Raw genomic sequence first — 25,930 nt, 5'->3', positions numbered from 1 at the left:
CGTTTGAAACACCCGTAACAGCCCAGTACTTGCACTCACACCGCGAGTTTGGTCTGGTGGAGTCAGGTGGTTGAGCCCCCTGCCACTGGGAAGTGCACGACGACACGACGAGGTATCTCCCGTGACGATCGCAGCAATCGAAGAGTCCAAGCAGAACATCGCCGACGCCACCCACGAGCTGCTGCTCGAGGCAGACGGCGTCCCCGATCCCCGCCATCAGGCCTGTCTCGATCAAGTCGTGCTGCTGAACGCGCCGGTCGCCCGCTCGATCGCCTCCCGCTACCGCAGCAAGGGAGTCGACGCCGACGATCTCGAACAGGTCGCGTACCTCGGCCTGGTGAAGGCCGCCAACGGGTACCGGCTGGAGGCGGAGACCGCGTTCCTTTCGTACGCCGTACCGACGATCCGCGGCGAGCTGAAGCGGTACTTCCGCGACTGCGCGTGGACGGTCCGTCCGCCGCGGCGGGTGCAGGAGATGCAGGGCAGCATCGCGGCCGCGGAACCGGAGCTGATCCAGCGGCTCGGTCACGTTCCGAGCGACCAGGAGACCGCGGCGGCGCTCGGCACCGATCCGGCCGAGGTCGCGGAGGCCGTGTCGGTGCGCGGGTGTTTCAGCACGCTGTCGCTGGACGCGCCCGGAACGGCGGAGGGCGGGACCAGTCTGCTGGAGACGGTCGCGGACGCCGAGGCCGGGTACGACCTGGTCGAGGACGTGCACCGGCTGACGCCGGCGGTGTCGAACCTCGGCGACCGGGACAAGCGGATCCTGCAGCTGCGGTTCTGCAACGGGTTCACTCAGGAGGAGATCGGGCACGAGCTCGGCGTCAGCCAGATGCAGGTCTCCCGGCTGCTCCGCGGGATTCTCGACAACCTCCGCTCCGAGCTGGCCGAGACCGTGCAGAAGAACGGGTAATGGTCGGCCCCGCTGGGGTTTTCACGGCCGCGGCAGGCGGGACGGGGCGCGCGCGAGGCGCGTACTACCCGTTCTTCGGTGCGGTAGCGTCGCGGGTGTGGACTTCGAGGAGGCGGCGGACGCGGTGTACGCGGCACCGGCGGCCGACTTCATTGCTACTCGCAACGAGCTGGCCAAGCAGCTGAAGGCTGCCGGTGACCCGCTCGGGTCGACACGCCTGAAGGCGCTGCGCAAGCCGACGGTCGCGGCGTGGATCGCGAATCTGGTGGCGCGGGAGTTGCCGGACCAGCTGGACGACCTGCTGGCGCTCGGGGACGAGTTCCGGGAGGCGACGGCGGACCTGGACGGCGAGCGGCTGCGGGAGCTGACGCCGAAGCGTCACCAGGTGCTCGACCAGCTCGCGAATGAGGCGGCCCGGCTGGCGGGCGACCGGGGGCAGAAGCTCAGCCCCGACGTCGCCACGAAGCTGCGCGAGACGCTGGACGCCGCGTTGATCGACCCCGCGGCGGGTGACGCGGTACGCGAGGGGCGGTTGAGCAGTGCGCTGCGGCATGTCGGGTTCGGGGTGGTGGATGAGAACGGCGAGCCGTCGAACGTCACGCCGTTGACCGACGAGCGCCGGCAGGCCGCGCGGGAACGGCGGGCGGCTCGGCAGGCTGAGGAGGCCGAGGAGGTCTCGGCCGAGAAGCAGGTGGAGGAGCGGGCGCGGCGCGAGCAGGAGGAGCGCGAGGCGGCCGCGAAGGCGGAGGCCAAGCGGGCGTTCGAGGACGCGGTCACCGCGGCCCAGGCCGCCGAGGCGACGGTCGAGGACCTCGACAAACAACTGGACGACGCCCGCGACGCCCTCTCCGAGGCCCAGGCCCTCGTCCACAAACTAGGCGCCGAACTGGACGAAGCCCGCCGCGCCGCGCGCGACGCACAGAAGCACAGCCGCGAGGCCCGCAAGCACTACAACCGGCTGTAAGCGCGAACCGCCCGCTGGGCGCGGGTGGCGGCGCAGAGGCGCCCCGCCGAGCGCGCCCGGTCAGCGGGCGGGGTGGGTTGCGGACGCGGGGCGTGCGGTGGGTGTGGGTTGCGGACGTGGGGCGTGCTGTGGGGGTGGGACGCGGGGCGTGCGGTCGGTGTGGGGGGTGGGGACGCGGAGCGTGGGGTGGGTGTGGGGGTTGGGACGCGGGGTGTGCGGTGGGTGTGGGTTGCGGGCGCGGGGCGTGCGGTGGGGACGCGGGGCGTGGGTTGGGGACGCGGGGCGTGGGGTGGGTGTGGGGTGGGGTTACTCGCCGGGGATGGGGAGGAGGTAGCGGCTGGGGTTGGCGGGGGCGCCGGCGTCGAGCCAGCGGTGGAAGCCGGTGGGGTTGCGGCGTTCGAACTCGTCGAGGCAGATGCGGCGGACTTCGGCGACCGCCTGGCGGTCGCGGGGGCCGGCGCCGTGGGACAGTTGGGTCGCGGTCTCGGACCAGACGCCGCACAGCTCGGCGATCGACAACGGGCACTGCAGCGACGCGATCAGCTCCTCGTCCTCAGCGAGTTGCGCGTCGGTCAACCGCTCGAGGTTCCGCCGGCGGCGCGCCTTCCGCGGCGACTGCCAGTGCACCTCCCGATCCGGTACGACGAGATCGATCAGCACGAACACCACCGCGAGAATCAGCCCCGCCGTCACGCCGAGTGCTCCCCACGCGAGCAGCCGCACCAACCCGGGCAGGCACAGCACCGCGCCGGCCGCCGTCGCCGCGACCAGCGCCGCCGAACCGTACGGCGCCTCCTCGGTCACGTGCCGCACCACCGCGGCCAACGGCCAGACCAGCACGAACACCACGACCAGCAGGATCGACGCGGCCAGCGGCCCGAGCAACAGGACACCGGCCATCGCGCCGGCGGTCCCGACGCCGAGACCGGCCGCGACTCCCACCCGCCGTACGACCCGCGAAAGGTGCATCACCACAGCTCACTCACCGTCACCACACCCCACAGAGTCCCCCTCGTCCGGTGAACGAACAACCCCTGGTCGCGGTTCCCCGCGTGACCTGTTCAACTGGTGGTCGCTGCTGTGATCGGACGCCTCTTCCCGGATCATGGTTGAAATGAGGACCTTCGCCGAACGCGTCCGCGGCCTCGCCCCGGCGCCGTGGGAGCACGACGCAGAGCTGCTCCGTGACCTGTACGACGCTCAGCTCGGCAGCCGGCACGCGGACTTGGCAGCGCGCTGGATGCAGTCCCAGGGCACCGGCTTCTACACGATCGGCTCGGCCGGCCACGAGGGGAACGCGGCCGTCGCCGCGGCGCTGCGGCCGACCGACCCGGCGCTGCTGCACTACCGCTCGGGCGCGTTCTACCTGACCCGGGCGGCGCAGTGCGGGTCCAAGGAGGGCCTGCGGGACATCCTGCTCGGCGTCGCCGCGGCGACCAGCGAGCCGATCGCGGGCGGCCGGCACAAGGTGTTCGGCCGGCACGAGCTGTCGGTGATCCCGCAGACGTCGACGATCGCGTCGCATCTGCCGCGGGCGATGGGCGTCGCGTTCTCGCTGAACCGGTCGCACAAGCTCGGCGTACCGTCCCCGTGGCCGGACAACGCGATCGTGGTGACCAGCTTCGGCGATGCCTCCGCGAACCACTCGACCGCGACCGGCGCGATCAACGCGGCGCTGCACGCCTCGTACCAGGGCCTGCCGATGCCGTTGCTGCTGGTCTGCGAGGACAACGGGATCGGGATCAGCGTGCGCACCCCGGACGGCTGGATCCGGCAGGCGTACGGCTCCCGCCCCGGCCTGCGGTACTTCGACGCGGACGGCACCGACCTGGACGCGGCGCTCTCGATGGCGACCGAGGCGGCCACGTTCGTACGGCGGAACCGGCGCCCGGCGTTCCTCCGCCTGCGCACGGTCCGGCTGCTCGGCCACGCGGGCTCCGACGTGGAGACGGCGTACCGCTCCGCCGCCGAGCTCGCCGCAGACGAGGAGCTGGACCCGCTACTCGGTACGGCGCGCTACCTGCTCGGCTCGGGCTACTCGGCCGACGAGATCATCGAGCTGTACGACGACAAGCAGGCGGAGGCGCTCCGGATCGCAGCCGAGGTCGCGGGCCTCCCCCAGCTGACCTCGGCCGAGGCCGTCGCCGCGCCGCTGCGCTTCCCGCCGGCGGACGCGGTCGCCGAGGCCCTGCCTCAATCCACCCCGACCGCCGAGCGCCTGACGCTCAGCCAGTCGATCAACCGCGCCCTGAGCGACGTACTGAAGTCCTACCCGGAGGCGATGGTCTTCGGCGAGGACGTCGGCCGCAAGGGCGGGGTGTACGGCGTGACGCGCGGACTGCAGAAGGCGTACGGCCCGGCCCGCGTGTTCGACACGCTCCTCGACGAGCAGTCGATCCTCGGGCTCGCGCTGGGCGCGGGCGTGTCCGGGCTGCTGCCGATCCCGGAGATCCAGTACCTCGCGTACCTGCACAACGCCGAGGACCAGCTGCGCGGCGAGGCGGCGTCGCTGAAGTTCTTCTCGCAGGAGCAGTACGCCAACCCGATGCTGCTGCGGATCGCCGGGTACGGGTACCAGAAGGGCTTCGGCGGCCACTTCCACAACGACGACGCGATCGGCGTACTGCGGGACATCCCCGGGATCGTGATCGCGTCGCCCGCGCGGCCCGACGACGCGGCCGGGATGCTGCACGCGTGCGCGGCCGCGGCGCGGGCGACCGGCGCGGTGAGCGTGTTCCTGGAGCCGATCGCGCTCTACCACCGGCGGGACCTGTACGCCGACGGCGACGAGCAGTGGCTGGCGCCGTACGCCGGTGAGCCGGTCGAGATCGGGCGCGGCCGGACGTACGGCGACGGGGACGGGTTGACCATCGTGACGTTCGGGAACGGCGTACCGATGAGCCTCCGGGTGGCCGCGCGGGTGCCGGGGATCCGGGTCCTCGACCTGCGCTGGCTGGCGCCGCTGCCGGTGGCGGACCTGTTGCGCGAGGCGAACGCCACCGGGAAGGTGCTGGTGGCCGACGAGACCCGCCGGTCGGGCGGGGTGTCCGAGGGTGTGCTGGCCACGCTGATCGACCACGGGTACGCCGGACGGCTGGCGCGGGTGACGAGCTACGACTCGTACGTCCCGCTGGGCGCGGCCGCGCACGACGTACTGCTCAGCGAGCAGACCATCGAGGCAGCCGCGCGGGAACTGCTCAGCTGAACAGGCGCTGCCAGAGCGATTTCTTCTGCGGCTTCGGCGGGCTAGTGCGCGGGGCGGCCGGCTCGCGGGTTGGGCGTTCCATCCGCCACTGGGCGATCACCGCGTCCTCGTTCACCGGGCCGGTCGGAACCACGGGGCCGGTGGTGTCGCGGATCGCGAGCCGGATCCGGTTGTTCAGATCCGCCAGGTACTCGCGGACCTCGGACTCGCGGCGCATCCCGCGGACCTTCTCGTGGAGCTGCTGCTTCTCCTTGCGGAGCTGCACCGCGGACGGCAGCAGCGCGTCGGTCTCGATGTTCTCCCGGCGGATGAAGTCCTTCACCCACCAGTCCGGGTCGTGCCCGTCGGCCAGTTCCAGCGGCTTCCCGGCGAGCGCCAGGTTGTCGAACTCACCCGTCTGCTGGGCACGCTTGAGCTGAGCCTCGACCCAGTCCTGGGTCTTCATGCCGGGTGGTTTCCGCTCGGTCATGATCAGCACCTCACCTAGGAGTTGACCCCAGACTACTAATTTGTGAATGCAATCACAAGGCATACTCGAGATGTGCAGCTGACCGACGAAGAGATCGCGGCGATGACGCCGGCGGAGCGGCGGGCGTTGATCCTGCGGCTCGTGCCGCGCCCGGGCGGGCTGCCGTCCCGGCGGACGATCGAGCGGATCCGCAAGTGGCGGACCGTACTGATCATGGTCTGTGTCGCGGTACTGGTCCCGTGGACCGTGTACCTGGCACTCACCCTGCCCGACCACTACGTCGCCCGGAACTGGGGCGCGACCTGGGTCGGGTTCGACATCCTGCTCCTGACGACGCTGCTGCTGACCGCGATCGGCGGGTGGAAACGCAAGCAGTTCGTGTTCCCGACCGCGTTCGCGTCCGGCGTGCTGCTGATCTGCGACGCCTGGGTCGACGTGATGACCAGCCAGCGCGGCGACGACCTGACGCAGGCACTGCTCAGCGCGTTCCTGGTCGAGCTGCCGCTGGCGTTCGTACTGATCGCCGGCCCGCTCCGCGTGCTGCGCTACCTGGCTGTCCGGCACGGCGTGATCCAGTCCGACGCGCACTTCTGGCGGATGCCGATCCCGATCCCCGACCTGTACGCCGACCACAAGATCCCACCGGCCGCGTGACGGTACTGCTGACCCGGTCGGACATCCTGCGGGTGCTCGACGTACCCGCGGTGCTGGACGCGCTGCGGCACGGATTCCGGCAGGCGAGCCCGATCGAGCCGCTGCGGATCCGGACCGACCTCCCAGGTCCCGGTACGGCGACCGCGCTGCTACCGGGGCTGATTCCAGGCATCCCGGCGTACACCGTGAAGGTCAACGCAAAGTTCCCCGGCTCGACGCCCGCACTCCGCGGCGTCGTCTGCCTACACGACCTGACCGACGGCACCCTCCTGGCCCTCCTCGACAGCTCCACAATCACCGCCTGGCGCACAGGCCTCGCCGCAGCCCTCGCCACACACCTACTGTCAGGAAACCGCCCCGCCACACCGGACGTTGTTGGGGTGATTGGGGCGGGGGTGCAGGCTGAGGTGGCTCTTGCTGGGCTTGGGGTGCTTCGGGAGGTGCGGTGGGTGGTGGTCCACGATCTGGATCCTGGACGGGCGGCCGATTTCCTTTCCAGGCAAGGGATTCCGGGGGTTGTGGTGGGCAGTGCGCGAGAGGTGGCTGCGGCTGCGGACCTCGTGGTGCTCGCCACCTGGTCGCGGGAGCCGTTGCTCACTGCGGCTGATCTCAGACCGGGTCTGCATCTGACGACCTTGGGCGCCGACGAGCCCGGCAAGGTGGAGCTCTCGGCCGAGCTGCTGTCCGCCGCACGGGTGATCGTCGACGACCGCGCACTCGCCGTTCAGATGGGGGCCTTGGGCAACGTTGGCCTCACCGTCGATGCGGCGCACGCGACCCTGACCGACGTGCTGACCGGAGCGGCCGAAGGGCGGCAGGCGGACGAGGTCACCGTCTACGCACCCGTCGGCCTGCCCTGGCAGGACCTGGCGATCGCCTGGCCCGTCTTTCAAGCCGCACAACACGCCGGACGGACGATCGACTTCCTCAGTTGACGACGGCGCCGGCCGTCAGATTGAGGGCGCTACCGGTGAAAGCAGCGGCCTGGTCGGACGCGGCGAAGGTGGCCGCGGCGGCTACGTCGGCAAGGGTCGCGGCGCGGTTAAGCATGGTCTGGGCGGCGGTGTGCTCGGCAACCTCGCGACGGAAATCCTCGGGATAGGTGTCCGGATTGGATTCCGGAATGCCGTTCGTTTGCAGCGTGACGACGCGTACGCCGTGCGGGCCGAGTTCGCGCGCCAGGCTGCGGCGGAGCGCCTCCACGGCACCGAACCCGACCTGGAATCCACCCAGGTTCGCCGCCGGTTCGCCGTACCCGCCGAAGGTCAGGATCACGCCGGAGCGTTGCTCGATCATCCGCCGGGCGGCCGCGCGGGACGTGAGGTAGTAGGTGCGCAGCATGTTCCGGACCGGCTCCTCGACGTCGGCGAGGGACATGTCGACCAGCGGCGTACCGAAGTACTGCTTGTGGCCGATCAGGTTGAACGAGATGTCGATCCGGTCGAGTACGGCGGCGTGCCGGTCGACCGCCTGCTCGTCGAGCGCGTCGACGACCGCGACCTCGGCGGTACCGCCCGCGGCGCGGATCTCGCCGGCCAGGCGGTCGAGCGGTTCGACGGTACGGCCGACCACGTGGACGATGGCGCCCTCGCGGGCGAAGGACCGGGCGACCGCGCCGCCGATCGGGCCGGCCGCGCCGTACACGATCGCGTGTTTTCCGTTGAGCATCATGGGTTTTCCTCCAGTTCGGCGACGAGGTCCGCGAGTTGCCGCATCGACGCGCGGATACCGCGCTCCATCCCGCCGTCGACGTACAGGTCCCGGTCCTCGACCGCGAAGAACACGGTCCGTTGGGTGAGGGTGGTGACCCCGTCGGCCTCGTCGAAGGTGATCAGGTTCAGGTAGACGGTGCCGGGCGCCTGGTCGAACTCGTACGTCTGCACGATCCGTTCCGGTGTCGGCTCACCGTGGTACAGCCCGTGGAACACGTAGCCCTTGCCGGCAGCGTCGTAGTGCGTCCACCGCCAGCGGCCGCCGTGCCGCGGGTCCAGCTGGTTGACGACGAGCTCGAGCCCGGCCGGCCCGAGCCAGCGTTTCACCAGGTCCGGCTCGGTGTACGCGCGGAAGAGCGACTCCCGTGAGGCGTTGAACTCCCGGATGATGACGACCTGCGGCGAGCCGGGCTCGGCGATGATCTTCACAGGTCCTCCAGCAGGTCGTCGAGCCGGTCGAAGCTCTCGGTCCAGTACGCGCGGTAGTCCATCAGCCAGCCGACCGCGCCCCGGAGCGGCTCGGCCTCGAGATGACTGAGCCGGGCAGTCGCTCGTTGCGAGCGGCTGATCAGCCCGGCCTGCTCGAGCACCTTCAGATGCTTGGACACGGCCGGCTGCGACATGCTGAACGGCGCCGCGAGCTCGGCGACGGTGGCGTCGCCGCTCTTCAGCCGGGTGAGGATCGCGCGCCGGGTCGGATCGGCGAGCGCCGCGAAGACACCGGTCAATCCATCTTCATAACCTAATGGTTTTGAAACCATGTGGTTAAGGATGCGTGCCGGCCGACGTGATGTCAAGACGGTTCAACTAGAGCAGTTCGGTGAGGATCGCGGTCAGGTCCTCGCCGAACGGGCGGTCCGCGTCGATCGGCGGTACGACGGCGTCGACCGCCCGGAGGAGTGGTTGCACACCCGGTGGGACTGGGCGTTCGGACAGCGCGAAGGCCTGGCGTACGGCGAGGAGCTCGCAGGCGGTTGTCTCGCGAGTGAGGCGGATCGCTTCGCCGAGGTTGCCGACGGCCTCCCAGGAGAACGTCTGCACGTCCTCCTGACCGTTGGACGTCTCCGCCGTACTGATTGCCGTCGGCAACGTCAGGCGACGGAACTGGTGGGTGATCGCGACGGCGCGTTTGTGGACCGCCACCAGGCCCGCCTGCGGTCCGGGGTCGCGGGCGAGCTGGGCCGGGAGGCCTGTCACGGTGGGGTCGAGGAGACGGTGCAGGCGCGCGGTGGAGACCTCGGCGGCGTGGGCGAGGGCGGCGGTCAGGTGGTCGCAGTACGCCGTCAGGTCGAGTCCGTGGAAGCCTGCCGTGCCGATGAACTCGCCGTCCAGGTAGGCCGGTGAGTCGGTGACGCCGTTGAATGCGCGCTCGACGGCGTCGTCGAGTTGCTCGAGGGTACGCCGTACGTGCGCGACCACCTGTCCGGCGACGCGGAACGAGACCGGTGCCTGCAGGCTGCGCGGGTCCGGCTCCGGGCCGGCCAGTTCCCGCAGGCGGGCGAGCTCGACGGTCAGTACGTCGTCGCCGCGGCCGGCCGCGGGTTGGTACGGATCGCGGTTGGCGCCGACCACGGCGATCGCCGCCGCTCCCACGGCCGTCAGCCGATCCGCCAGCCTGTGCGCGCGAGCGGCCGCGAGCGCCGCGCGGCCGGTCGCGCCGGGAATGCCTGCCAGTAAGGCGATTCCTTCCTTCGGGCCGAGGTCGAGGGAGGCGAAGGCATGCGCCAGAGGGATGATCTCGCCGGCCGATCCGGCACCCTCAGCGGGGATGTTCGGTAGGTGGGCGCTGTTGATCAAGGCAACCAACTGTTGGATCAGGCCGACGGACACCGCCGCGTCACCGGTGAGGAACGTGCGCAGCCGGCCGATCAGAACGGCGCGGGCTTCGTCCGGCGGCAGCCAGGGTGGGCCGCCGACCGCGCGGCCGCGGAGGAGGTTGCGTTGGTGGCGGCTCTGTTCCTCAGTGGTGAGACGGCGTTTGCTCAGGTTGCCCATGCCGGTGTTCACGCCGTACACCGGGTCGCCCGATTCGAGGGTATGGAGGGCGTCGGCGCGGATGCCTGCCAGGCGGTCGAGGAGGGCGGGTGCCAGCTCGATCGGGTCAGGACTGGCCGGGTCCAGGTCGCCCGGTTCGTTGATCATCAGTGGAACCGGAGCATCGTGCCGGCGTCGGCGGCCTCGGCGCGGCGGAGGATCAGGTGCGCGATCGCTACGTCCAGGAGGGACAGGCCGCGGTGCCAGAACAGCGTGCGTTCCGTGGCGTTCTCGCGGCCGGGTTTGCGGCCGGCGACGATCTCGCCGATCTCGGCGTACAGCGTGTCCGGCGACAACCGGCCGGTGTCGACGTGGCGGCGGAGTGATCCGAACCGCCCCGACTGCGCCTCCCGCCAGTCGTCGACGACCACCTTGTCCATCACGTCCAGCAGGTCCAGTTCGACCGCGGATACCGTACCGTACGGTATGGTCAGCGTTCCCGGCGTGACCGCCGCGGTGCGGAGGAGTGGTTCGGGTTCGGTGAGGCGGGTGGCCTCGACGAGTACGTCGGCGCCGTCGAAGGCCTCCTCGGCGGTCGCGCAGACCCGGATCGGCGTGGACAGCTCCGCGGCGAGGTCCGCGGCGAACTTCTCCCGGGACTCCGGCCGCGCGGACGTCACCCGGATCTCGTCGAGGTCGAACAGGTCGTCGAGCATCGTCACGTTCCACCACGCCGTACCCCGGGCACCCGCGTGCGCGAGGATCTTGCTGTCCCGGCGGGCCAGGTGCCGCGCGCCGACGGTCGTCATCGCGCCGGTCCGGGCCGCGGTGATCATGGTCGCGTCGAGGACCGCGAGCGGTACGCCGGTGGTCGGGTCGAACAGGGTCGCCATCGCGAGCTCGCTGGGCAGGCCCTTGAGGTAGTTCGGGACGAAGTCGCCGACCACCTTCACGCCGCTGACTCCGTGCGCGCCGAGGCCGTCGAGGTGACCGCGGAGGATGTTGAAGTGGCCGATGCCGCCGTTGTCCGGGGTCAGGTGCACCCGCGGCTCGAACGCGGTCCGCCCGAGACCGTGCTCGCGGACCGCGTCCTCGACCGCGTCGACGATCTCCAGCCGGGTGAGGCCGAGCTCGTCGATGTCCGGTCCGCTGAGGAAGCGCAGCCAGATTCCGTCGGTCACTCGGGCTCCTTCGGTTGCCGTCGTTCGATACTTAAGTTTCGCGCGCGCACGTTACGTTCGGTGCATGGGGTCGACGACAGGTACGCCGGAGAGCACCGTGATCGGTCACTCGACCGGTGACAAGGTGCTGCTGTACGGCGGGCTGCCACTGGTCGGGCTGGTGCTCGGCTTCTTCCTGCCGCGGATCGCGGACTGGGCCGGCGGGCACGAGTGGGTGCCGTTCCAGGGACCGCTGCGGCTGATCGCCGCCTGGGACAGCTGGTGGGTCGTGGTGATCTGCGTCGTGGCCGGACTGGTGGGCGGCGTCGTACTGGCCGGGATGGCGTTCGACGACACGCTGCGGGTGACGATCGACAACCGGTCGGTGGAGTTCCTGAAGCACCAGAAGACCGTGACGGTGCCGCGCGAGAAGGTGTCGGTGGCGTTCCTGGAGGGCAAGGAGATCGTCCTGCAGGACGCGGGTTCGCGGGAGCTGGCGCGCGAGAAGCACGACCAGTTCAAGTCGGAGACGCCCAAGATCGCGGCTGCGTTCCGCGCCCACGGGTACCCGTGGTCCGAGGCCGGGGACCCGCACCAGGCGGAGTTCCGGCGCTGGATCGAGGACGACCCCGATCTGCCACCGGCGGTGAACGCGATCCTCAAGGTCCGCTCGAGGGCCTTCGACGACGGCGACAAGGGCAAGGCCGACCTGCGCGAACTCCGCGACGAACTCACAACCCTCGGCTACACCGTGAAGGACAAGGACAAAAGGCAGTACTGGAGGGTCTAAGCACTCAGTAGGTGGATGACGGCTTCGGCGTAGGCCTGTTCGGCGTCCGGGGCGGTGTGGATGCTGTCGGTGAGGGTGATGCGGTAGCCGTCGGGAGTGGCTTCGAGGGAGCGGAAGTGTGGGCCGAGGAGGGCGCGCAGTTGCTCCTCGCGGGGCAGCCAGATCACCTCGCGTTGCTCGATGCTGTCCAGGGCCCACTCGGTCGTGCCGTTGAAGCCGATCACCTTGCTGCCCTGGTAGTCGTGCACCTCGACGGTCATGTCGCTCACCACGAACACGTCCTCGTCCATGTCCCGGTCCGGTACGACGAACCGGTCCCCGGCGCCGGGGCTCCACAGCACCCCGGCCTTACGCAGTCGTCCGGCCTGCTCGATCGTGATCACGCTTCCATCCTCCCCACGGAACGCAAATACCGCAGGTCCGCGCGAGCCGCCACCACCGAGACGCGGCTCGCGCGCGGCTGCAGGTCAGCGGTGCAGGGCGGTCCGGAGTTCCTCGGCGCGGCGGGCGATCCGGTCCCGGCACTCGGTGGTCAGCGGCAGGTCGACCAGCGTGCTCGCCTGCAGGTGGCTCAGTCCGAACTCGGCGCGCAGCCGGCGGACGGCGGCCGGGCGGTCGGCGGCGGACCGCAGTACCGCTGCCACCTCGTCGCGGCGTTCGAAGGCGGCCAGGATGCCGTCGTAGATCTCCAGCTGGGTGTATGCGGACCGGTCCGGCTCCGCCATCGTCTGCTCTCCCTTGTCGCTGGTCCGGATCACCTGCCGCCACAGGGCGGGTACGGCGAGCCGGGCGCGGGTGTAGCGCCGGGTCAAGGGCTGTGCGTAGGTCATGGTCATGTCCGGATCCCCCTAGTCGTCGTCTGCCTTGGCCAGCGCATGCGGCTCGCGCGGCGGGCATTTCGTCCCTGGCGTGGTGATCGCCTCGAAGTGCCAGGGTTCGTTGTCGTACCGGCGGCAGATGCCGTACCGCCAGCCGTTCTTGTCCAGCCACGTCATCGCGGCCGCCGGTGCGATGTCGACGGCCTTGCCGAGCACGTGGGCGGAGTACTTGGGCGGCAGCACCCAGCGGGTCGCCACCTTGTAGGAGCCGTACTTCTGGATCGCCTCGTTCAGCAGCCGCTGCTGTTTCGCGGCACTGCGCTTGCCGGAGTTGATCCGGATCGGGACGCCGGCCGCCGCGGCCGCCGCGAAGGCCTTCTTCAGCCGGGCCTCGAGCTTCGGGGACAGCGCGTCGATGTCCTCCTCGCGCGGCACCTGGGTCGGCTTCTTCGTCGCCTTCTTGGTGGGACTGGTGGTGGTCCGGGTCGGCGTGTTCGTCGTCGTACGGCGGGCCGTGGGCGTCCGGGTCGGCGCCGTCGTCGCGGGCGGGGCGCTGTACGCGGGCGCGCTGTTCGTCGACACCACCGGCCGCTTGTCCGCGCCGAGCCCGAGGGCGTCCCCGACCTGCTGGTGCCACAGCAGCAGCGATCCGGCGACCGCACCGACCACGACCACCCCGGTCACGGACAGCAACCGCGTCCGCCCGGTCCTGCGGCGGTCCGGAAAGTGGTCGTCGGTCATGTCGCCTCCCGTCCTGGACTGAGGAGCGCAGGGAGCGAAGCGACCGGAGCGACGAGGGAAGGACGGGAGTCACAGCGACATGACCAGCCGCGCCGGAGGCGTGGCATCAACGGAGTCATGGGGTACAGCCTTTCGTGATCAGGGCGGTGGGCGCATCCGTCCCAGGGACCGTCCTGCGGCCCTAGCTGTAGCCCCTGAGTATCAGTTCGGACGCCGAGCCTCCTCCAAAAGTTGGAGTGCGGGCCCCTCCGCTCAGATGAAGCTTCGGCAAACACAGGCTGACTACGCTGGGCGACGTGATGGGACTCTGGCGACGGATGACGCAGGGGCAGCAGGATCTGCTGCTCGCCGCGGTCGTCGGCGTGGTCTGGTTCGCGGCGCTGAACCTGATCAACGGCACCTGGCTGCGGCCGCACAACCCGGCGGTGTCGGTGGTCACCGGGGTGTTCCTGGTCACCACGGTCGCGTTCGCGCGCCGGATCCCGCGGACCATGCTGGTGATCGTCTCGGTGCTCTATCCCTTCCTGTACGCCGCGGTCGGCACCGGGCTGGCCGCTCAGCTCGGGGTGACGATCTTCGGGCAGCCGGAGATCAGCGACGCGGCGCTGCAGTCGGAGATCCACCTGGTCCCGCTGCTGGTGGTCGGGTACCTCGCGGCGTCGGCCGGCGTCCGGCGGTTCACCTGCCTGTTCTTCACGATGGGCAGCCTGGCCGGGTTGATGATCGGGCTGCCGACCGTGGTCGCGATCGTCCTCAGCCACGTCAGCCGCCTGGTGCTCCTGGGCCCGCGGTACAAGGCCCTCCCCCGCGATGTCGGCAGCCTGTACACGTACATCGACGTGTCACTGTTCGTGTTCGCCGAGGCACTGATCTGCGGGATGGTGCTGCTCGGCGCGGACACCCGCAGGCGCCGGAGGTCGGTCGCGCTGCTGGAACAGCGGAACGCCGAACTGGTCCGGCTGCGCGCGGTCGAGGCGGAGCGGGCCGCGGTCGCCGAGCGGACCCGGATCGCCCGCGACCTGCACGACGTGATCTCGCACCACGTCAGCGCGGTGGTGATCCGGGCGCAGGCCGCGGACCGGGTCGCCGACCAGCGTCCTGAAGTACTGCGGGAGGCGATCCGCTGGATCATTGCCAGCGGCAAGGAGGCGCTGACCGCGATGCGGGAGACGGTCCGGGTGCTGAACACCGCGTCGCCGCAGATCGCCGGCGACACCGGGTCCGGCGGCGGGACCGCGCCGGTGCCGGACCTGGCCGACGTGGCGCGGATGGGCGAGCGACTGAAGGCGGTCGGCATCGACGTCACGATGGAACTCCCGCCCCGGCAGCGGCAGCTCACCTCGGCGACGGATCTGACCGCCGTACGGATCATCCAGGAGGCGCTGACCAACGTGATGGTGCACGCGAAGGCCACCGCGGCGCGGGTGACCTGGCAGAGTGGACCGCAGGGCGAGCTGCTGACCATCGACGACAACGGGAACGGCGGCCCGCCGCCGGTGAACGTGCTGGAGACGGCGCGCCGCAAGGAAAGCGGTCGCGGCAACGGACTGATCGGGATGCGGGAACGGGCCACAGCGGTCGGCGGCACCCTCGCCGTCGCGGCCGGCCCCTTGGGTGGATGGAGAGTGCAGGCATGGCTGCCGCCGCAGAAGTGAGCGAGCCGATCCGGATCCTCGTCGCCGACGACCAGGGCGTGATCCGGATGGGGCTGGCGATGATCCTGGACCACGAGCCGGACCTGACCACGGTCGCCCAGGCCGAGAACGGCGAGGAGGCGCTCCGGCTGATCGACCGGTACGACCCGGACGTGGTGCTGATGGACATCCGGATGCCGGTGATGGACGGGCTGGTCGCGACCGAGCGGATCACGTCGGCGAACCGGGAGGCCGGGCGGTCGCGTCCCGCCGTACTCGTGCTGACCACGTTCGACGACGAGGCCTATGTACTCGCGGCGGTCCGCGCTGGGGCGTCCGGGTTCCTGCTGAAGGACACGGACCCGGACCTGCTGGTGTCCGCCGTACGCGCGGTGCACCGGGGCGACTCGCTGGTCGATCCGGCCTCGACCCGGGTGCTGCTGGAGCGCTGCATGGAGCTGGAACGCCAGTTCGACGGTGGTACGGCGAGCCCGCCGCCGGCGCAGCCCGACGCGCGCTGGGCCGGCTCGCTGTCACAGCTCAGCGAACGCGAGCGGGAGATCCTGGTCTGGATGGCGCGCGGGCTGTCGAACCGCGACCTCGCGACCAAGCTGTTCGTCAGCGAGACCACTGTCAAGACCCACGTCAGCTCGGTGCTCTCCAAGCTCGGTCTGTCGAGCCGCGTCCAGGCGGTCGTCGTCGCCTACGAGGCCGGAGTCGTGCGGCCGGGCGAGGCCGACGTGCGCTGGGAGTCCTAGAGAAACAGCCAGAGCGTCACCGCGGCGGCGACGAGGATCAGTACGACGGTCACGATCTGGCTGAGCGCCGACGCCTTCTGGCGTTGCGGCAGGAAGTCCCCGGTCATACTTCAAGAGTGCGTCGCGGAGGCGGCGTACCCATCGGCCGTCAGGATGGTTCTGGTCTACTACCTGAGGATGATCGGGCGTGCCTTTCGTAGGCTGTCGCGATGACTACCCGAGTGCTCAGCCGGCGCGAGCTGAATCGTGCGTTCCTCCAGCGGCAGCAGTTGCTGCACCGCGAGCCCGGAACGGCGGCCGAGCTGATCGAGCGGCTGGTCGGCCTCCAGGCGCAGGCGCCGCTGGCGGCGTACGTCGCGTTGTGGTCCCGGCTGGAGGGCTTCGACCCGGCCGAGCTGTCCGAGCTGATGATGTCCCGGCAGGTCGTGCGGGCCTCGTTGCAGCGGGCCACCATCCATCTGGTCACCGCCGACGACTGCCTGCTGCTGTGGCGGCTCGTGCATCCGGTCGCGGACCGCGGGCTCCGGGGATCGTTCGGCAAGCAGCTGGCCGGCGCGGACGTCGACGCGGTCGTTGCCTACGGCGCCGAGCTGCTCAGCCAGGAGCCGTACAGCCGGGCGCGGCTCCGGGACGTGATCGGCGAACGCTGGCCGGACTGGGACGCCAACGCGCTGGCGTACGCCGTCAGCTATCTGACCGGCACGGTCCAGGTCACGCCGCGCGGGGTGTGGGGCAAGACCGGGCCGGCCGCGCTGCAGACGATCGAGAGCTGGCTGGGCCGCCCGCCGGTGCCGGATCCCTCGATCGACGACCTCGTCCTGCGGTATCTGGCAGTGTTCGGGCCGGCGACCGTGGCCGACGTACAGATGTGGTCGGGGCTGACGAAGCTGCGTGAGGTGGTGGACCGGCTAAGGCCCGGGCTGCGCGTGTACGCCGATGAGGACGGGCGGGAGCTGTACGACGTACCGGACGGGCCGCTGCCCGACCCGGAGACGCCCGCCCCGGTCCGGTTCCTGCCGGAGTACGACAACCTCCTGCTCTCGCACGCCGACCGCCGACGGGTCAACCCGGCCGAACGCCCCGTACCGCTCCCGCCCGGCAACGGTGCGGCGATGGGCACCGTGCTGATCGACGGCGACTACACCGCGGACTGGCGACACCATCGCGGCAAGAGCCTCGACGTCACTCCGCACCGCCCACTCGTCGCCGCCGAACGCACAGCAGTAGCAGCCGAAGCCACCGAACTCCTCGGCCTGATCGGTGCCCCCGGCACACCGGTGGTCGTCGGTCAGTCGCCGAAGTAGGCCGCTCGAACCTTCTTCGGGACGCACATCGACCAGGCGTCGAGGATCAGTTCGCGGAGTTCGTCGTGGTCGACGGCCGCCAGGTTGAGCTCGATCCACTGGTAGCGCTCGTCGGAGGGGCGGGGTGGGAGGAACTTGTCCGGCTCCGCGGCGAGGGCCGCGGCGCGTTCCTCGCGGGGGAAGCCGAGGCCGATGGTCTGCTCGTCGGGCGCGACCGCGAGATAGACGATCTGGCCCACGCGGAACTTGATCCGGTCCCGGACCAGTACCTCGTAGCTGCGCGGCAGATCCGCGGTGATTGCGCGGATGTCGGTGAGATCGACCACGCCTCCCACCCTAGGACCGATCACTGACAGGTGTTGTCAGCGTTACCTTGGTTGGATGCCTGCAGTCGTGAGCGCGGTCGAAGGGGCCGAGGTGGTGTTCCGCCTCGGTGACGCTGCGCATGCGTTCACGGGCGTTCGGTTGTGGCAGGAGCTGGGGCTGCCGGCGGAGCTGCTGGAGTTCAAGCCGGTCGACTACGGCTGGGAGCTGCGGCTGCCGCGGCCGTCGGTGCACCGGATGGAGTACCTGTTCGACATCGCGGACCTCGGCATGCGGACCGATCCGACCAACCCGCGGGTGGTCGGCGGCGCGTTCGGGGACCACTCGTGGCTACCGCTGCCCGGGTACGTCGAACCCGCGTGGATCGCCGTACCGCCGATCGCGTCGACGTTGACGCCGTCGACCGTGGACTCGCCGGTGGGGCCGGTCGATGTGCAGGTGTGGGCGCCGGACGGGATCGCGCCGGCGTTCGAGCTGCCGTTGCTGCTGGCGCACGACGGGCCCGAGTTCGCGGCGTACGCCGGACTCACGCACTACGCCGGGGCGCTGGTCGGGTCGGGCACCCTCCCGCCGTTCCGGCTCGCGCTGCTCCGTCCTACCTCACGCAACCTCTGGTACGCCGCGAACCCGTCGTACGCGTCGGCGCTCGTGGAGTACGTCCTGCCCGCGGTGCGGGCGCAGTACCGGAGCCGGCGGCCCGTGCTGATGGGGGCGAGCCTCGGCGCGCTCGCGGCGCTGCACGCGGAATGGCATTTTCCGGGGACCTTCGATGGGCTGTTCCTGCAGTCGGGATCGTTCTTCACGCCGGAGACCGATCCGCAGGAGGCCAAGTTCGAGTACTACGCCCAGGTCACCGGGTTCGTCGAGCAGGTGCTGACCGCGGCCGCCGCGCCCAGTACGCCGACGGTCGCGATGACCGCCGGGACGACCGAGGAGAACGTGCACAACAACCGGGTGACGGCGGCTCGCCTGGCCGCGCTCGGGCTGGACGTCGCACTCGACGAAACTCCCGACATGCACAACTTCACAGCCTGGCGGGATGTGCTGGATCCTGAGCTGACGGAGCTACTGCGACAGACCTGGGGTGGGGCCGATGGAACGGGAGCAGGTCGAGTTGGAGGCGCCGGGGCTTGACCGCCGCGGCACCCTGATCCGGTACGGCCACTTCGGCCGCCCGGTGCTGGTCTTCCCGAGCGAGCAGGGACGCGCCTGGGACTACGAGAACAACGGCATGGTCGACGCGGTCGCCTCGTTGATCGAGGCGGGGCGGGTGAAGCTGTACTGCGTGGACTCGTACGACCACGTCAGCTGGTCGGACCGGAGCATCCAGCTGGAGCTCCGCGCCCGGCGGCACGAGCTGTACGAGTCCTGGATCGTCAACCAGGTGGTGCCGATGATCGGCCTGGACTCCATCATCACCACTGGGTGCAGCCTTGGGGCGTTCCACGCACTCAACTTCGCGTTGAAGCGGGCCGACCTGTTCCCGGTGGCCATCTGCCAGTCCGGCAACTACGACGCCGCGAGCTGGCACGCGTGGGGCGAACGCGGCGACGCCACGTACTTCAACAATCCCGCCGACTACCTGCCGAACCTCTCCGGCGACCACCTGGACTGGCTGCGGTCGCGGCTGTTCATCCTGCTCACGGTCGGGCAGGGCGACTGGGAGACCCATCCGACCGGGTCACTGCCGTCGGCGCTCAAGACCGCCGCACTGCTCGAGGACAAGGGCATCCCGCACGAGCTGGACCTCTGGGGGTACGACGTGGCGCACGACTGGCCGTGGTGGCGGCAGCAGATCGCGCATCACCTGCCGCGCTTCTGCTGACGTACGGGGAGCAGCCGGCCGGGCGGGACGACCACGACGAGGTCGGTCGTCCCGACGCCGAGCAGACAGCCTGTCGTGCCCGGGAAGAACTCGTCCGCGGGCAAGGCCCTGGAGAGCCCGGCCCGGCGGATGCGCTCGCCGAGGCGGTCGCGTTCGAGCTCGGTGAGACCTTCGAGGTACCGGCGTACGGCCGTCAGCGGCTTCACGAACTCGGCCGGCTGGAGGTTCGCGGCGGCGATCAGCATCAGCGGCTCGCCGGCGCCCGGACCGTACCGCAGCCTCGACGGCGAGGCCTCGGCGTCCAGCAGGAAACCTGTCGGTGCCTGGACCGCGATCCAGCCGTCGCGGCGGTACGCGGCGTACAGCCGGCGCCCGCGCAGCAGGTGGACGGCGATCGCGGCGCCGAGCAGCAGCACGCCGGCCCCGGCGAACCCGGGCAGGTCCGGCCGGTCCCGGACCAGCTCGACGACGCCGCCCAGCAGGCCGGTCAGGCCGAAGGCGCCGAGGACGACCGTCAGCCCCGTCACCTTGCCGGTGTGCCGCCGGAATCCGCGCAGCGTGTTCAGCGACCGGACCGCGGTACTGCTGCGCTGCGCGAGCTCTCCGGCGTCCACGCCTGCTCGGACGTTCGGCGACCTGCCGGAGTTCCGGTCGACGGGACGGGTTCTGGTACATACCCTCGTACCACGACGTACGGGAGGTTGACTGTGGCTGATCGCTCGCGGCACTTGATCGGGTTGCTGCTCGGGGCCGAGGAGGACTGGCCGCAGGCGTTCGAGGCGCTGCTGCAGCGGGTCGGGCCGGTGACGATCGACGGGCGCGAGCACGAGTTCGGGTCCCGCCGGCTGACCATCGAGCCGTTCGACCTGAACGACCCGGTCCGGGTCGGGCTGGTCATCGACCGGCTCGCGTACTGGTACTACCACCCGCGCGAGTGGCTGAAGAAGGCCGCGTTGATGAACGGGACGTACCTGCTGAACTCCCCGTTCACGTTCCAGGCGATGGAGAAACACTCGGCGTACTGCGCGATGCTCCGGCTCGGGCTGAAGATCCCGCGGACCGTGCTGGTGCCGTACAAGAACCCGGTCGACAACGTGCGCTGGGCCTACACGTCGGCGAAGTACAACCAGCCGTTCGACCTCGACGCGCTGGCCGCGGACCTCGGGTACCCGCTCTACATGAAGCCGTTCGACGGCGGCGGCTGGCGCGGCGTGTCCCGGATCGAGAACGCCGACGACCTGCACCGCGCGTACGACGAATCCGGCGAGATGCTGATGCACCTGCAGGCCACCATCGACTACGACAAGTTCGCCCGGGCGCTGTCGATCGGCGCCGAGACGATGGTGATGGACTTCCGCCCCGACCAGCCGATGCACAACCGGTACGCCGTCTCGCACGACTTCCTGTCCCCGTCGGCCGGCCACCAGGCGGTGGCGATCAGCCGGATCGTGAACGCGTTCTTCGGCTGGGAGTTCAACTCCTGCGAGATGCTGGTGAAGGGCGATTCGGTGCACCCGATCGACTACGCCAACGCCTGCCCGGACGTCGCGGTCACCTCGCTGCACTACTACTTCCCGTGGGCGCTGAGCGCGCTGGTCAAGTGGTCGGTGTTCTGCCTGGCGACCGGCCGGCGCTCCTCGGTCGACCTGCACACCGAGCGGTACTTCGAGATCGCGGACGACCCTTCGCTGGACTATGACGCCAAGCTGGACGGGTACCTGGCGCTCGCGGACCAGCACTTCGAGACGGCCAAGTACCAGGAGTGGTGCGCGTCGCACCTGGGTGACTTCGACCTGCGGGTCCGGGACTGGGTGGCCGGGCCGGGCTTCGAGAAGGTGCTGCGCGAGACGGTGGCGGCGACCTACCCGGCGCACGAGCAGGAGAAGTTCTTCGCGCACTTCAAGGGGCTGACGGATCTGTGGGTCGCCGATGCGTGATTCCGGCGTACCCGCGTGGTGGCGGCGGCTCGGGCTGGACGGGTTGGTCGACGTACATGTGCACTTCCTGCCGGACCGGGTGCTGAACGCGGTCTGGGCGTACTTCGACCAGGCGTCGACGCATTACGGGACCGAGTGGCCGATCACCTACCGGACCTCGGTCGAGGAACGGCTGAAAACGCTGGACTCCCTGGGCGTACGGGCGTTTCCGGCGTTGGTCTACCCGCACAAACCGGGGATGGCCGAGTCGCTGAACGCGTGGGCGCGGGACTTCGCCGCGGTGACACCCGGGTGCGTGTCCAGCGGCACGTTCTTCCCGGAGCCGTCGGCCGCTTCGTATGTGCGTGACGCCCTGGAGGCGGGGACGCGGATCTTCAAGGTGCATGTGCAGGTCGGCGGCTACGACCCGCGGTCGGGTGAGCTGGACGACGTGTGGGGGCAGTTGGCGGAGGCCGGCGTACCCGTCGTCGTGCACTGCGGGTCGGGCCCGATCCCCGGGCGGCACACCGGTCCCGGGCCGATCGGCGAGGTCCTGCGGCGGCATCCCTCGTTGACGGCGGTGATCGCGCATCTGGGGATGCCGGAGTACGCCGAGCATCTCGCGTTGACGGCGTACCCGAACGTGCATCTGGACACGACGATGGCGCTGACGCCGTTCGTCGAGGCGATGATGCCGTTCCCGCGGGACCTGATTCCCCGGCTCGCGGACGTGCAGGACCGCATCGTGCTCGGCTCGGACTTCCCGAACATCCCGTACGAGTACGCCGTACAGCTCACGGCGCTGGAGTCCCTGGACCTCGGCGACGACTGGCTGCGCGCGGTGTGCTGGGAGAACGGCGCCCGCCTGCTCGGCTCCGCGTGAGCACGTAGGCGGTCGGGGTCGCGCCGTTGTACCTGAAGAGCCGTTCGCGGACGACCTTGAACGGGCTCCGCTGCACGGCGTCGCGGAGCAGGCGCTTGTCCTCGGTGAGGAGGACCACGCGGCCGTCGGGCGTCAGAACGCGGTCGAGCTCTTGGAGTACTGCGGGATAGAGGCGGAGGTTGTCGCGGTGACTACCGACCTGTTTCCCGAACGGCAGGTTCGCCACGACCCGGTCCACGCACCCGTCGGCCAGCGGGAGGGCCTCGGCCTTGGCCTTCATGACCTTGGGGTGGTCATGGTCGAGACCGACCAGCCGGATAGCCGGCTCTAGGCGATGGGCGGCGCGGAGGATCGTGCCGGTGCCGCAGAAAGGGTCGAGAAGCCGCTGTCCGGCGCGGAGCTTCGCCATCCGGACGAGGACTTCGGCGACGACGTAGTTGGTTGACCACGGCAACCGTTCGTGACGGCCGAAGCGGTGCGTCCAGGTCAGCCTCACGCTCCCGTCGCCGAATTGAACGGTCGAGTACAGCGGACAGGCCGCGACTTCGTCCAACGGCCCGTCGAGGACGCACTCGACGGTGACGGCGGACGTCTGGTTGACGGAATGTACGGACGGCATCGCACGCAGCTCCTCGACAAGGAGGTCGGCGGCGCCGTCGATCGTCCGCAGGACAAGGTGGTCGGTGATGCTGAGCAAGAACGCTCCCGAAGGCTCGCGATCGACAGAACAGTCGAAGCGCGGCGCAGGCAGGCCACCTCAAGCCGACCCCACCCGGAGCCCGCCGCAACCCACCCACACCTTCAGAAACGCTGCATCACCAACCACCCTAGAACCCGCTGGCACAGGACCACACCTCATTTACTGCCTGACTACCCCGTTGCTCGGGTCATTCCAACGTTGTAAAGTGCTGCTGGCCCCTACCAGATCAGCACCACGGGAGAGTTCATGACGCAGCCTCGTGCGGAGTATCCGCGTCCGCAGTTCGTTCGGCCCGACTGGCTGAACCTGAACGGCGACTGGCAGTTCGAGATCGACCGGTCGGACTCCGGACTGGAGCGCGGCCTGCGGGAGCGTGAGCTGGAGCGGCGGATCGTCGTACCGTTCGCCCCGGAGACCGAGCTGTCCGGGATCGAGGACGTCGACTTCATGGAGGCGGTCTGGTACCGCACCACCGTGACGATCCCGGCCGACTGGGACGGCAAGGACGCCGTACTGCACTTCCAGGCCGTCGACCACGACGCGACGGTGTGGGTGAACGGCGAGGAGGTCGTCCGGCACCGCGGCGGGTTCACCCCGTTCAGCGCCAACCTGCGGCACGTCGCCAAGCCCGGCGAGCAGGCGACGATCGTCGTCCGCGCCCGCGACACGCACCGCGGCCCGCAGGCCCGCGGCAAGCAGAGCCAGCTGTACGCGAACCACAGCTGCCTGTACACCCGCACCACCGGCATCTGGCAGACCGTCTGGCTGGAAGCCGTACCCACGGTGCACCTGAAGCGGCCGCGGATCACCCCGGACGTCGCGGGCTCCAGCTTCCACCTCGAAGTACCGCTCTCCGCGAACAAGCCCGGCTGGAAGGTGCGCGCGGTCCTGAAGGACGCCGACGGCGAGATCACCACCGCCGAGGTCCGCGCCGACCTGGACCTGGCCCCGCGGCTCACGCTCCAGGTGCCGGCCGACCGCGTCCGGCTCTGGGACACCACGGACCCGCACCTGTACGACGTACGCGTCGAGCTGATCGATGCCGAGGGCAACGTCGTGGACGGCGCCGAATCGTACGCCGGCCTGCGTTCGGTGAGCATCAACGGCAAGGCGATCCTGATCAACGGCAAGCACGTGTTCCAGCGGCTCGTCCTGGACCAGGGGTACTGGCCGGAGAGCCTGATGACGGCGCCGTCCGACGAGGCGATCGTGCGCGACATCGAGCTCAGCCTCGCGGCCGGCTTCAACGGCGCCCGCCTGCACCAGAAGGTGTTCGAGGAGCGCTTCCTGTACCACGCGGACCGGCTCGGGTACCTCGTCTGGGGCGAGTTCGGCGACTGGGGCTCCGGCGTCGGCGACACCGGCAACGACAACCAGCAGCCGACCGCGACGTACGTCGGCCAGTGGCTGGAGGCCGTCGAACGCGACTACAGCCACCCGAGCATCGTCGGCTGGTGCCCGGTGAACGAGACGCACCAGCTGCTGCACGACCGGATCACCCAGCTCGACGACGTCACCCGCGCGATGTTCCTGGCCACCAAGGCCGCGGACACCAGCCGCCCGGTCCTGGACGCCTCCGGCTACAGCCACCGCGTCCCCGAGACCGACGTCTGGGACTCGCACAACTACGAGCAGGACCCGGCCGAGTTCGCGCGGCAGATGGCGGACCTGGTCAACGACAAGCCGTACGGGAACACCGGCGGTCCGCAGGGCAAGCCGATCTCGTTGGCGTACGACGGTCAGCCGTACTTCTGCAGCGAGTTCGGCGGCATCTGGTGGAACGAGGAGAAGGCGGCCGCGGGCAAGAGCGGCAACTCCGCGGACTCCTGGGGCTACGGCCAGCGGGTCGCGAGCGAGGAGGACTTCTACGTCCGCTTCGCCGGCCTGATCGACGCGCTGCTCGACAACGAGTTGATGTTCGGCTACTGCTACACGCAGCTGACCGACGTGTTCCAGGAAGAGAACGGCATCTACAACTTCGACCGCAGCAACAAGCTCGACGTACCTCGGATCAAGGCAATCCAGGAGCGTCAGGCGGCTTACGAGAAGGACTGAAGTAGGAGGCTCCCGACGGCGACCAGGACCCAGAGAATCGCTCCCAGGAAGAGTGGCCTGGGTCCTGCGTCGCGGAGTTCGCGGGGGCGGAGCGACAGGCCGATCGCGGCCAGTGCGGCGGTGATCAGTGTGCTGCCGACGACGGTGAGCGTCGGCAGCCAGCCGGTCGGTACGACGCCCGCCGAGCGGAGGCCGGCGGCGGCGATGAAGCCGATCAGGAACAGCGGTACGAGTTTGCGCCACGGCAACGGTTTGCGGATCGAGGCCGTGGCGCCTTCGTACGTACCGTGCGAGGCCTTGTCGAGCGCTCGGGCGGCGCGGTTCTCGCGGCGGATCTTGAGGGCGACCAGCGTCAGTACGATCGGGATCAGCGTCAGCGAGCGGGTCAGTTTCACGACGATCGCCTGATCGCCGGCGGCCTGGCTGTACGCGTACCCGGCGGCGACCACCGACGACGTGTCGTTGACCGCCGTACCGGCCCAGAGGCCGAAGACTTCCGAGCTCATCCCGAGCAGGTGGCCGATCGGCGGGAACGTCAGCACCGCGACGATGTTGAACGTGAAGATCGTCGCCATCGCGTAGGCGACCGAGGAACGCTTGGCGCCGATCGCCGCGGTCGCGGCCGCGATCGCCGAGCCGCCGCAGATCGCCGTACCGACGCCGATCAGGGTCTGGGTGTCGCCGCGGACGCCGAGGATCCGGCCGAACAGCCACGCGCCGCCGAGCGCGATCGCGAGCGTGCCGAGCATCACCGGCAACGACGAGACGCCGACCCGCGCGACCTGCTGCAGCGACAGCCCGGTGCCGAGTACGACGATCGACAGTTGGAGCAGCGTCTTCGAGGCGAAGTCGTACCCCGGCCGCCAGACGTCGGAGCGCAGTACCGGGATCACGCTGCCGGCGACCACGCCGAGCAGGATGCCGAACACCGGCCCGCCGACGATCGGTACCAGCCGGCCGAGCGGTACGGCGACGGCCGTCACCGCGAGCACGATCAGGAGACCCTTGCGGTGCGACAACGCCGTACCGAGGCGGCGTACGGCAGGAACGGCGGCGGACAGGTAGTGCGGTGTCCTAACCTCGAGCTGCACCACTTCGCCGGTTCCTCTCCGCCAGAAATGTACGTACATT

At 70.0% G+C, this 25,930-nt stretch carries 28 protein-coding genes; 14 read left to right on the top strand and 14 right to left on the bottom strand.

What is annotated here, in order from left to right; all coding sequences use genetic code 11:
- Nucleotides 1–121: 121 nt before the first annotated feature.
- Together ACFV9C_RS41350 and ACFV9C_RS41345 are read left to right on the top strand one after the other, a co-directional pair.
- On the top strand, nt 122–913 hold the full coding sequence (locus tag ACFV9C_RS41350) for a sigma-70 family RNA polymerase sigma factor (RefSeq protein ID WP_380202902.1): 792 nt from the start codon (nt 122–124) through the stop codon (nt 911–913).
- A gap of 97 nt (nt 914–1,010) precedes the next feature.
- Nucleotides 1,011–1,877 (top strand): hypothetical protein, encoded by an 867-nt coding sequence (locus tag ACFV9C_RS41345; protein WP_380202900.1) that lies wholly within the window; start codon nt 1,011–1,013, stop codon nt 1,875–1,877.
- 306 nt (nt 1,878–2,183) lie between these two features.
- Here the strand turns inward: ACFV9C_RS41345 and ACFV9C_RS41340 are convergent, their stop codons facing one another.
- Nucleotides 2,184–2,846, bottom strand: a complete 663-nt coding sequence (locus ACFV9C_RS41340; protein WP_380202898.1) for a hypothetical protein — start codon at nt 2,844–2,846, stop codon at nt 2,184–2,186.
- A 145-nt stretch (nt 2,847–2,991) separates the two neighbouring features.
- On the opposite strand from ACFV9C_RS41340, the gene ACFV9C_RS41335 reads away from it, so the two are divergent.
- The gene (locus tag ACFV9C_RS41335; RefSeq protein ID WP_380202896.1) at nt 2,992–5,082 is read left to right on the top strand and encodes a thiamine pyrophosphate-dependent enzyme; all 2,091 of its coding nucleotides are present in this window, start codon (nt 2,992–2,994) and stop codon (nt 5,080–5,082) included.
- Here ACFV9C_RS41335 and ACFV9C_RS41330 read toward each other — a convergent pair.
- Entirely contained in the window at nt 5,075–5,551 is a 477-nt protein-coding gene (locus ACFV9C_RS41330) for a DUF1992 domain-containing protein (protein ID WP_380202894.1), read from the bottom strand. The genes ACFV9C_RS41335 and ACFV9C_RS41330 overlap by 8 nt on opposite strands.
- Before the next feature lie 72 nt (nt 5,552–5,623).
- On the opposite strand from ACFV9C_RS41330, the gene ACFV9C_RS41325 reads away from it, so the two are divergent.
- Together ACFV9C_RS41325 and ACFV9C_RS41320 are read left to right on the top strand one after the other, a co-directional pair.
- On the top strand, nt 5,624–6,205 hold the full coding sequence (locus ACFV9C_RS41325) for a hypothetical protein (protein ID WP_380202892.1): 582 nt from the start codon (nt 5,624–5,626) through the stop codon (nt 6,203–6,205).
- Complete coding sequence (locus tag ACFV9C_RS41320; RefSeq protein WP_380202890.1) at nt 6,202–7,140, top strand: ornithine cyclodeaminase family protein; 939 nt, start codon at nt 6,202–6,204, stop codon at nt 7,138–7,140. Before ACFV9C_RS41325 ends, ACFV9C_RS41320 begins: the two co-directional genes overlap by 4 nt.
- Here the strand turns inward: ACFV9C_RS41320 and ACFV9C_RS41315 are convergent.
- The 5 genes from ACFV9C_RS41315 to ACFV9C_RS41295 form a co-directional block, all read right to left on the bottom strand.
- Nucleotides 7,133–7,876 (bottom strand): SDR family NAD(P)-dependent oxidoreductase, encoded by a 744-nt coding sequence (locus tag ACFV9C_RS41315; protein ID WP_380202888.1) that lies wholly within the window; start codon nt 7,874–7,876, stop codon nt 7,133–7,135. The genes ACFV9C_RS41320 and ACFV9C_RS41315 overlap by 8 nt on opposite strands.
- Nucleotides 7,873–8,346 carry an SRPBCC domain-containing protein gene (locus ACFV9C_RS41310; protein ID WP_380202886.1) on the bottom strand — a complete coding sequence of 158 codons (474 nt, stop codon included), beginning with the start codon at nt 8,344–8,346 and terminating at the stop codon, nt 7,873–7,875. The genes ACFV9C_RS41315 and ACFV9C_RS41310 overlap by 4 nt, the downstream gene beginning before the upstream one ends.
- Nucleotides 8,343–8,645, bottom strand: coding sequence for an ArsR/SmtB family transcription factor (locus tag ACFV9C_RS41305; protein ID WP_380202884.1), 303 nt, complete (start codon nt 8,643–8,645; stop codon nt 8,343–8,345). The genes ACFV9C_RS41310 and ACFV9C_RS41305 overlap by 4 nt, the downstream gene beginning before the upstream one ends.
- Before the next feature lie 79 nt (nt 8,646–8,724).
- Nucleotides 8,725–10,059: an aromatic amino acid lyase gene (locus ACFV9C_RS41300; protein WP_380202882.1), complete on the bottom strand. Its 1,335-nt coding sequence runs from the start codon at nt 10,057–10,059 to the stop codon at nt 8,725–8,727.
- On the bottom strand, nt 10,059–11,072 hold the full coding sequence (locus ACFV9C_RS41295) for an ornithine cyclodeaminase family protein (protein ID WP_380202880.1): 1,014 nt from the start codon (nt 11,070–11,072) through the stop codon (nt 10,059–10,061). Before ACFV9C_RS41295 ends, ACFV9C_RS41300 begins: the two co-directional genes overlap by 1 nt.
- Before the next feature lie 64 nt (nt 11,073–11,136).
- Here ACFV9C_RS41295 and ACFV9C_RS41290 point away from each other — a divergent pair, with 64 nt between their 5' ends.
- Nucleotides 11,137–11,841, top strand: a complete 705-nt coding sequence (locus ACFV9C_RS41290; RefSeq protein ID WP_380202878.1) for a hypothetical protein — start codon at nt 11,137–11,139, stop codon at nt 11,839–11,841.
- On the opposite strand, the gene ACFV9C_RS41285 is transcribed toward ACFV9C_RS41290, so the two are convergent.
- From ACFV9C_RS41285 to ACFV9C_RS41275, 3 genes are all read right to left on the bottom strand, one after another.
- Nucleotides 11,838–12,224, bottom strand: a complete 387-nt coding sequence (locus tag ACFV9C_RS41285; RefSeq protein WP_380202876.1) for a pilus assembly protein CpaE — start codon at nt 12,222–12,224, stop codon at nt 11,838–11,840. The two genes, ACFV9C_RS41290 and ACFV9C_RS41285, sit on opposite strands and share 4 nt — an antisense overlap.
- An 84-nt stretch (nt 12,225–12,308) precedes the next feature.
- A complete protein-coding gene (locus tag ACFV9C_RS41280; RefSeq protein ID WP_380202874.1) occupies nt 12,309–12,677 on the bottom strand; it encodes a hypothetical protein in 369 nt (122 codons plus the stop codon).
- A gap of 12 nt (nt 12,678–12,689) precedes the next feature.
- Complete coding sequence (locus ACFV9C_RS41275; protein WP_380202872.1) at nt 12,690–13,400, bottom strand: M15 family metallopeptidase; 711 nt, start codon at nt 13,398–13,400, stop codon at nt 12,690–12,692.
- A gap of 299 nt (nt 13,401–13,699) precedes the next feature.
- On the opposite strand from ACFV9C_RS41275, the gene ACFV9C_RS41270 reads away from it, so the two are divergent.
- The 3 genes from ACFV9C_RS41270 (at nt 13,700) to ACFV9C_RS41260 (ending at nt 17,096) form a co-directional block, all read left to right on the top strand.
- Complete coding sequence (locus tag ACFV9C_RS41270) at nt 13,700–15,055, top strand: sensor histidine kinase (protein ID WP_380202870.1); 1,356 nt, start codon at nt 13,700–13,702, stop codon at nt 15,053–15,055.
- Nucleotides 15,052–15,792: a response regulator gene (locus tag ACFV9C_RS41265; protein WP_380202928.1), complete on the top strand. Its 741-nt coding sequence runs from the start codon at nt 15,052–15,054 to the stop codon at nt 15,790–15,792. Before ACFV9C_RS41270 ends, ACFV9C_RS41265 begins: the two co-directional genes overlap by 4 nt.
- A 209-nt stretch (nt 15,793–16,001) precedes the next feature.
- A complete protein-coding gene (locus ACFV9C_RS41260) occupies nt 16,002–17,096 on the top strand; it encodes a winged helix DNA-binding domain-containing protein (RefSeq protein WP_380202868.1) in 1,095 nt (364 codons plus the stop codon).
- On the opposite strand, the gene ACFV9C_RS41255 is transcribed toward ACFV9C_RS41260, so the two are convergent.
- A complete protein-coding gene (locus ACFV9C_RS41255) occupies nt 17,081–17,422 on the bottom strand; it encodes an MmcQ/YjbR family DNA-binding protein (protein WP_380202866.1) in 342 nt (113 codons plus the stop codon). The genes ACFV9C_RS41260 and ACFV9C_RS41255 overlap by 16 nt on opposite strands.
- 55 nt (nt 17,423–17,477) lie before the next feature.
- On the opposite strand from ACFV9C_RS41255, the gene ACFV9C_RS41250 reads away from it, so the two are divergent.
- Nucleotides 17,478–18,554, top strand: coding sequence for an alpha/beta hydrolase (locus tag ACFV9C_RS41250; protein ID WP_380202864.1), 1,077 nt, complete (start codon nt 17,478–17,480; stop codon nt 18,552–18,554).
- The gene (locus tag ACFV9C_RS41245; protein ID WP_380202862.1) at nt 18,514–19,245 is read left to right on the top strand and encodes an esterase family protein; all 732 of its coding nucleotides are present in this window, start codon (nt 18,514–18,516) and stop codon (nt 19,243–19,245) included. The genes ACFV9C_RS41250 and ACFV9C_RS41245 overlap by 41 nt, the downstream gene beginning before the upstream one ends.
- On the opposite strand, the gene ACFV9C_RS41240 is transcribed toward ACFV9C_RS41245, so the two are convergent.
- Nucleotides 19,224–19,859 carry a hypothetical protein gene (locus tag ACFV9C_RS41240; protein WP_380202860.1) on the bottom strand — a complete coding sequence of 212 codons (636 nt, stop codon included), beginning with the start codon at nt 19,857–19,859 and terminating at the stop codon, nt 19,224–19,226. The genes ACFV9C_RS41245 and ACFV9C_RS41240 overlap by 22 nt on opposite strands.
- A gap of 93 nt (nt 19,860–19,952) precedes the next feature.
- On the opposite strand from ACFV9C_RS41240, the gene ACFV9C_RS41235 reads away from it, so the two are divergent.
- Nucleotides 19,953–21,182 carry a RimK family alpha-L-glutamate ligase gene (locus ACFV9C_RS41235; protein ID WP_380202858.1) on the top strand — a complete coding sequence of 410 codons (1,230 nt, stop codon included), beginning with the start codon at nt 19,953–19,955 and terminating at the stop codon, nt 21,180–21,182.
- Nucleotides 21,175–22,044 (top strand): amidohydrolase family protein, encoded by an 870-nt coding sequence (locus ACFV9C_RS41230; protein WP_380202856.1) that lies wholly within the window; start codon nt 21,175–21,177, stop codon nt 22,042–22,044. The genes ACFV9C_RS41235 and ACFV9C_RS41230 overlap by 8 nt, the downstream gene beginning before the upstream one ends.
- Here the strand turns inward: ACFV9C_RS41230 and ACFV9C_RS41225 are convergent.
- Complete coding sequence (locus ACFV9C_RS41225) at nt 21,956–22,741, bottom strand: TRM11 family SAM-dependent methyltransferase (protein ID WP_380202854.1); 786 nt, start codon at nt 22,739–22,741, stop codon at nt 21,956–21,958. The genes ACFV9C_RS41230 and ACFV9C_RS41225 overlap by 89 nt on opposite strands.
- 249 nt (nt 22,742–22,990) lie before the next feature.
- On the opposite strand from ACFV9C_RS41225, the gene ACFV9C_RS41220 reads away from it, so the two are divergent.
- Entirely contained in the window at nt 22,991–24,799 is a 1,809-nt protein-coding gene (locus tag ACFV9C_RS41220; protein WP_380202852.1) for a glycoside hydrolase family 2 protein, read from the top strand.
- Here the strand turns inward: ACFV9C_RS41220 and ACFV9C_RS41215 are convergent.
- Nucleotides 24,784–25,893, bottom strand: coding sequence for a YeiH family protein (locus tag ACFV9C_RS41215; RefSeq protein ID WP_380202850.1), 1,110 nt, complete (start codon nt 25,891–25,893; stop codon nt 24,784–24,786). The two genes, ACFV9C_RS41220 and ACFV9C_RS41215, sit on opposite strands and share 16 nt — an antisense overlap.
- Nucleotides 25,894–25,930 lie beyond the last annotated feature (37 nt).

The organism is Kribbella sp. NPDC059898 (genome assembly GCF_042730855.1).
Classification (GTDB): domain Bacteria; phylum Actinomycetota; class Actinomycetes; order Propionibacteriales; family Kribbellaceae; genus Kribbella.
The sequence above is the reverse complement of the archived record's forward strand: the minus strand, read 5'-3'. Positions and strand labels throughout refer to the sequence as shown.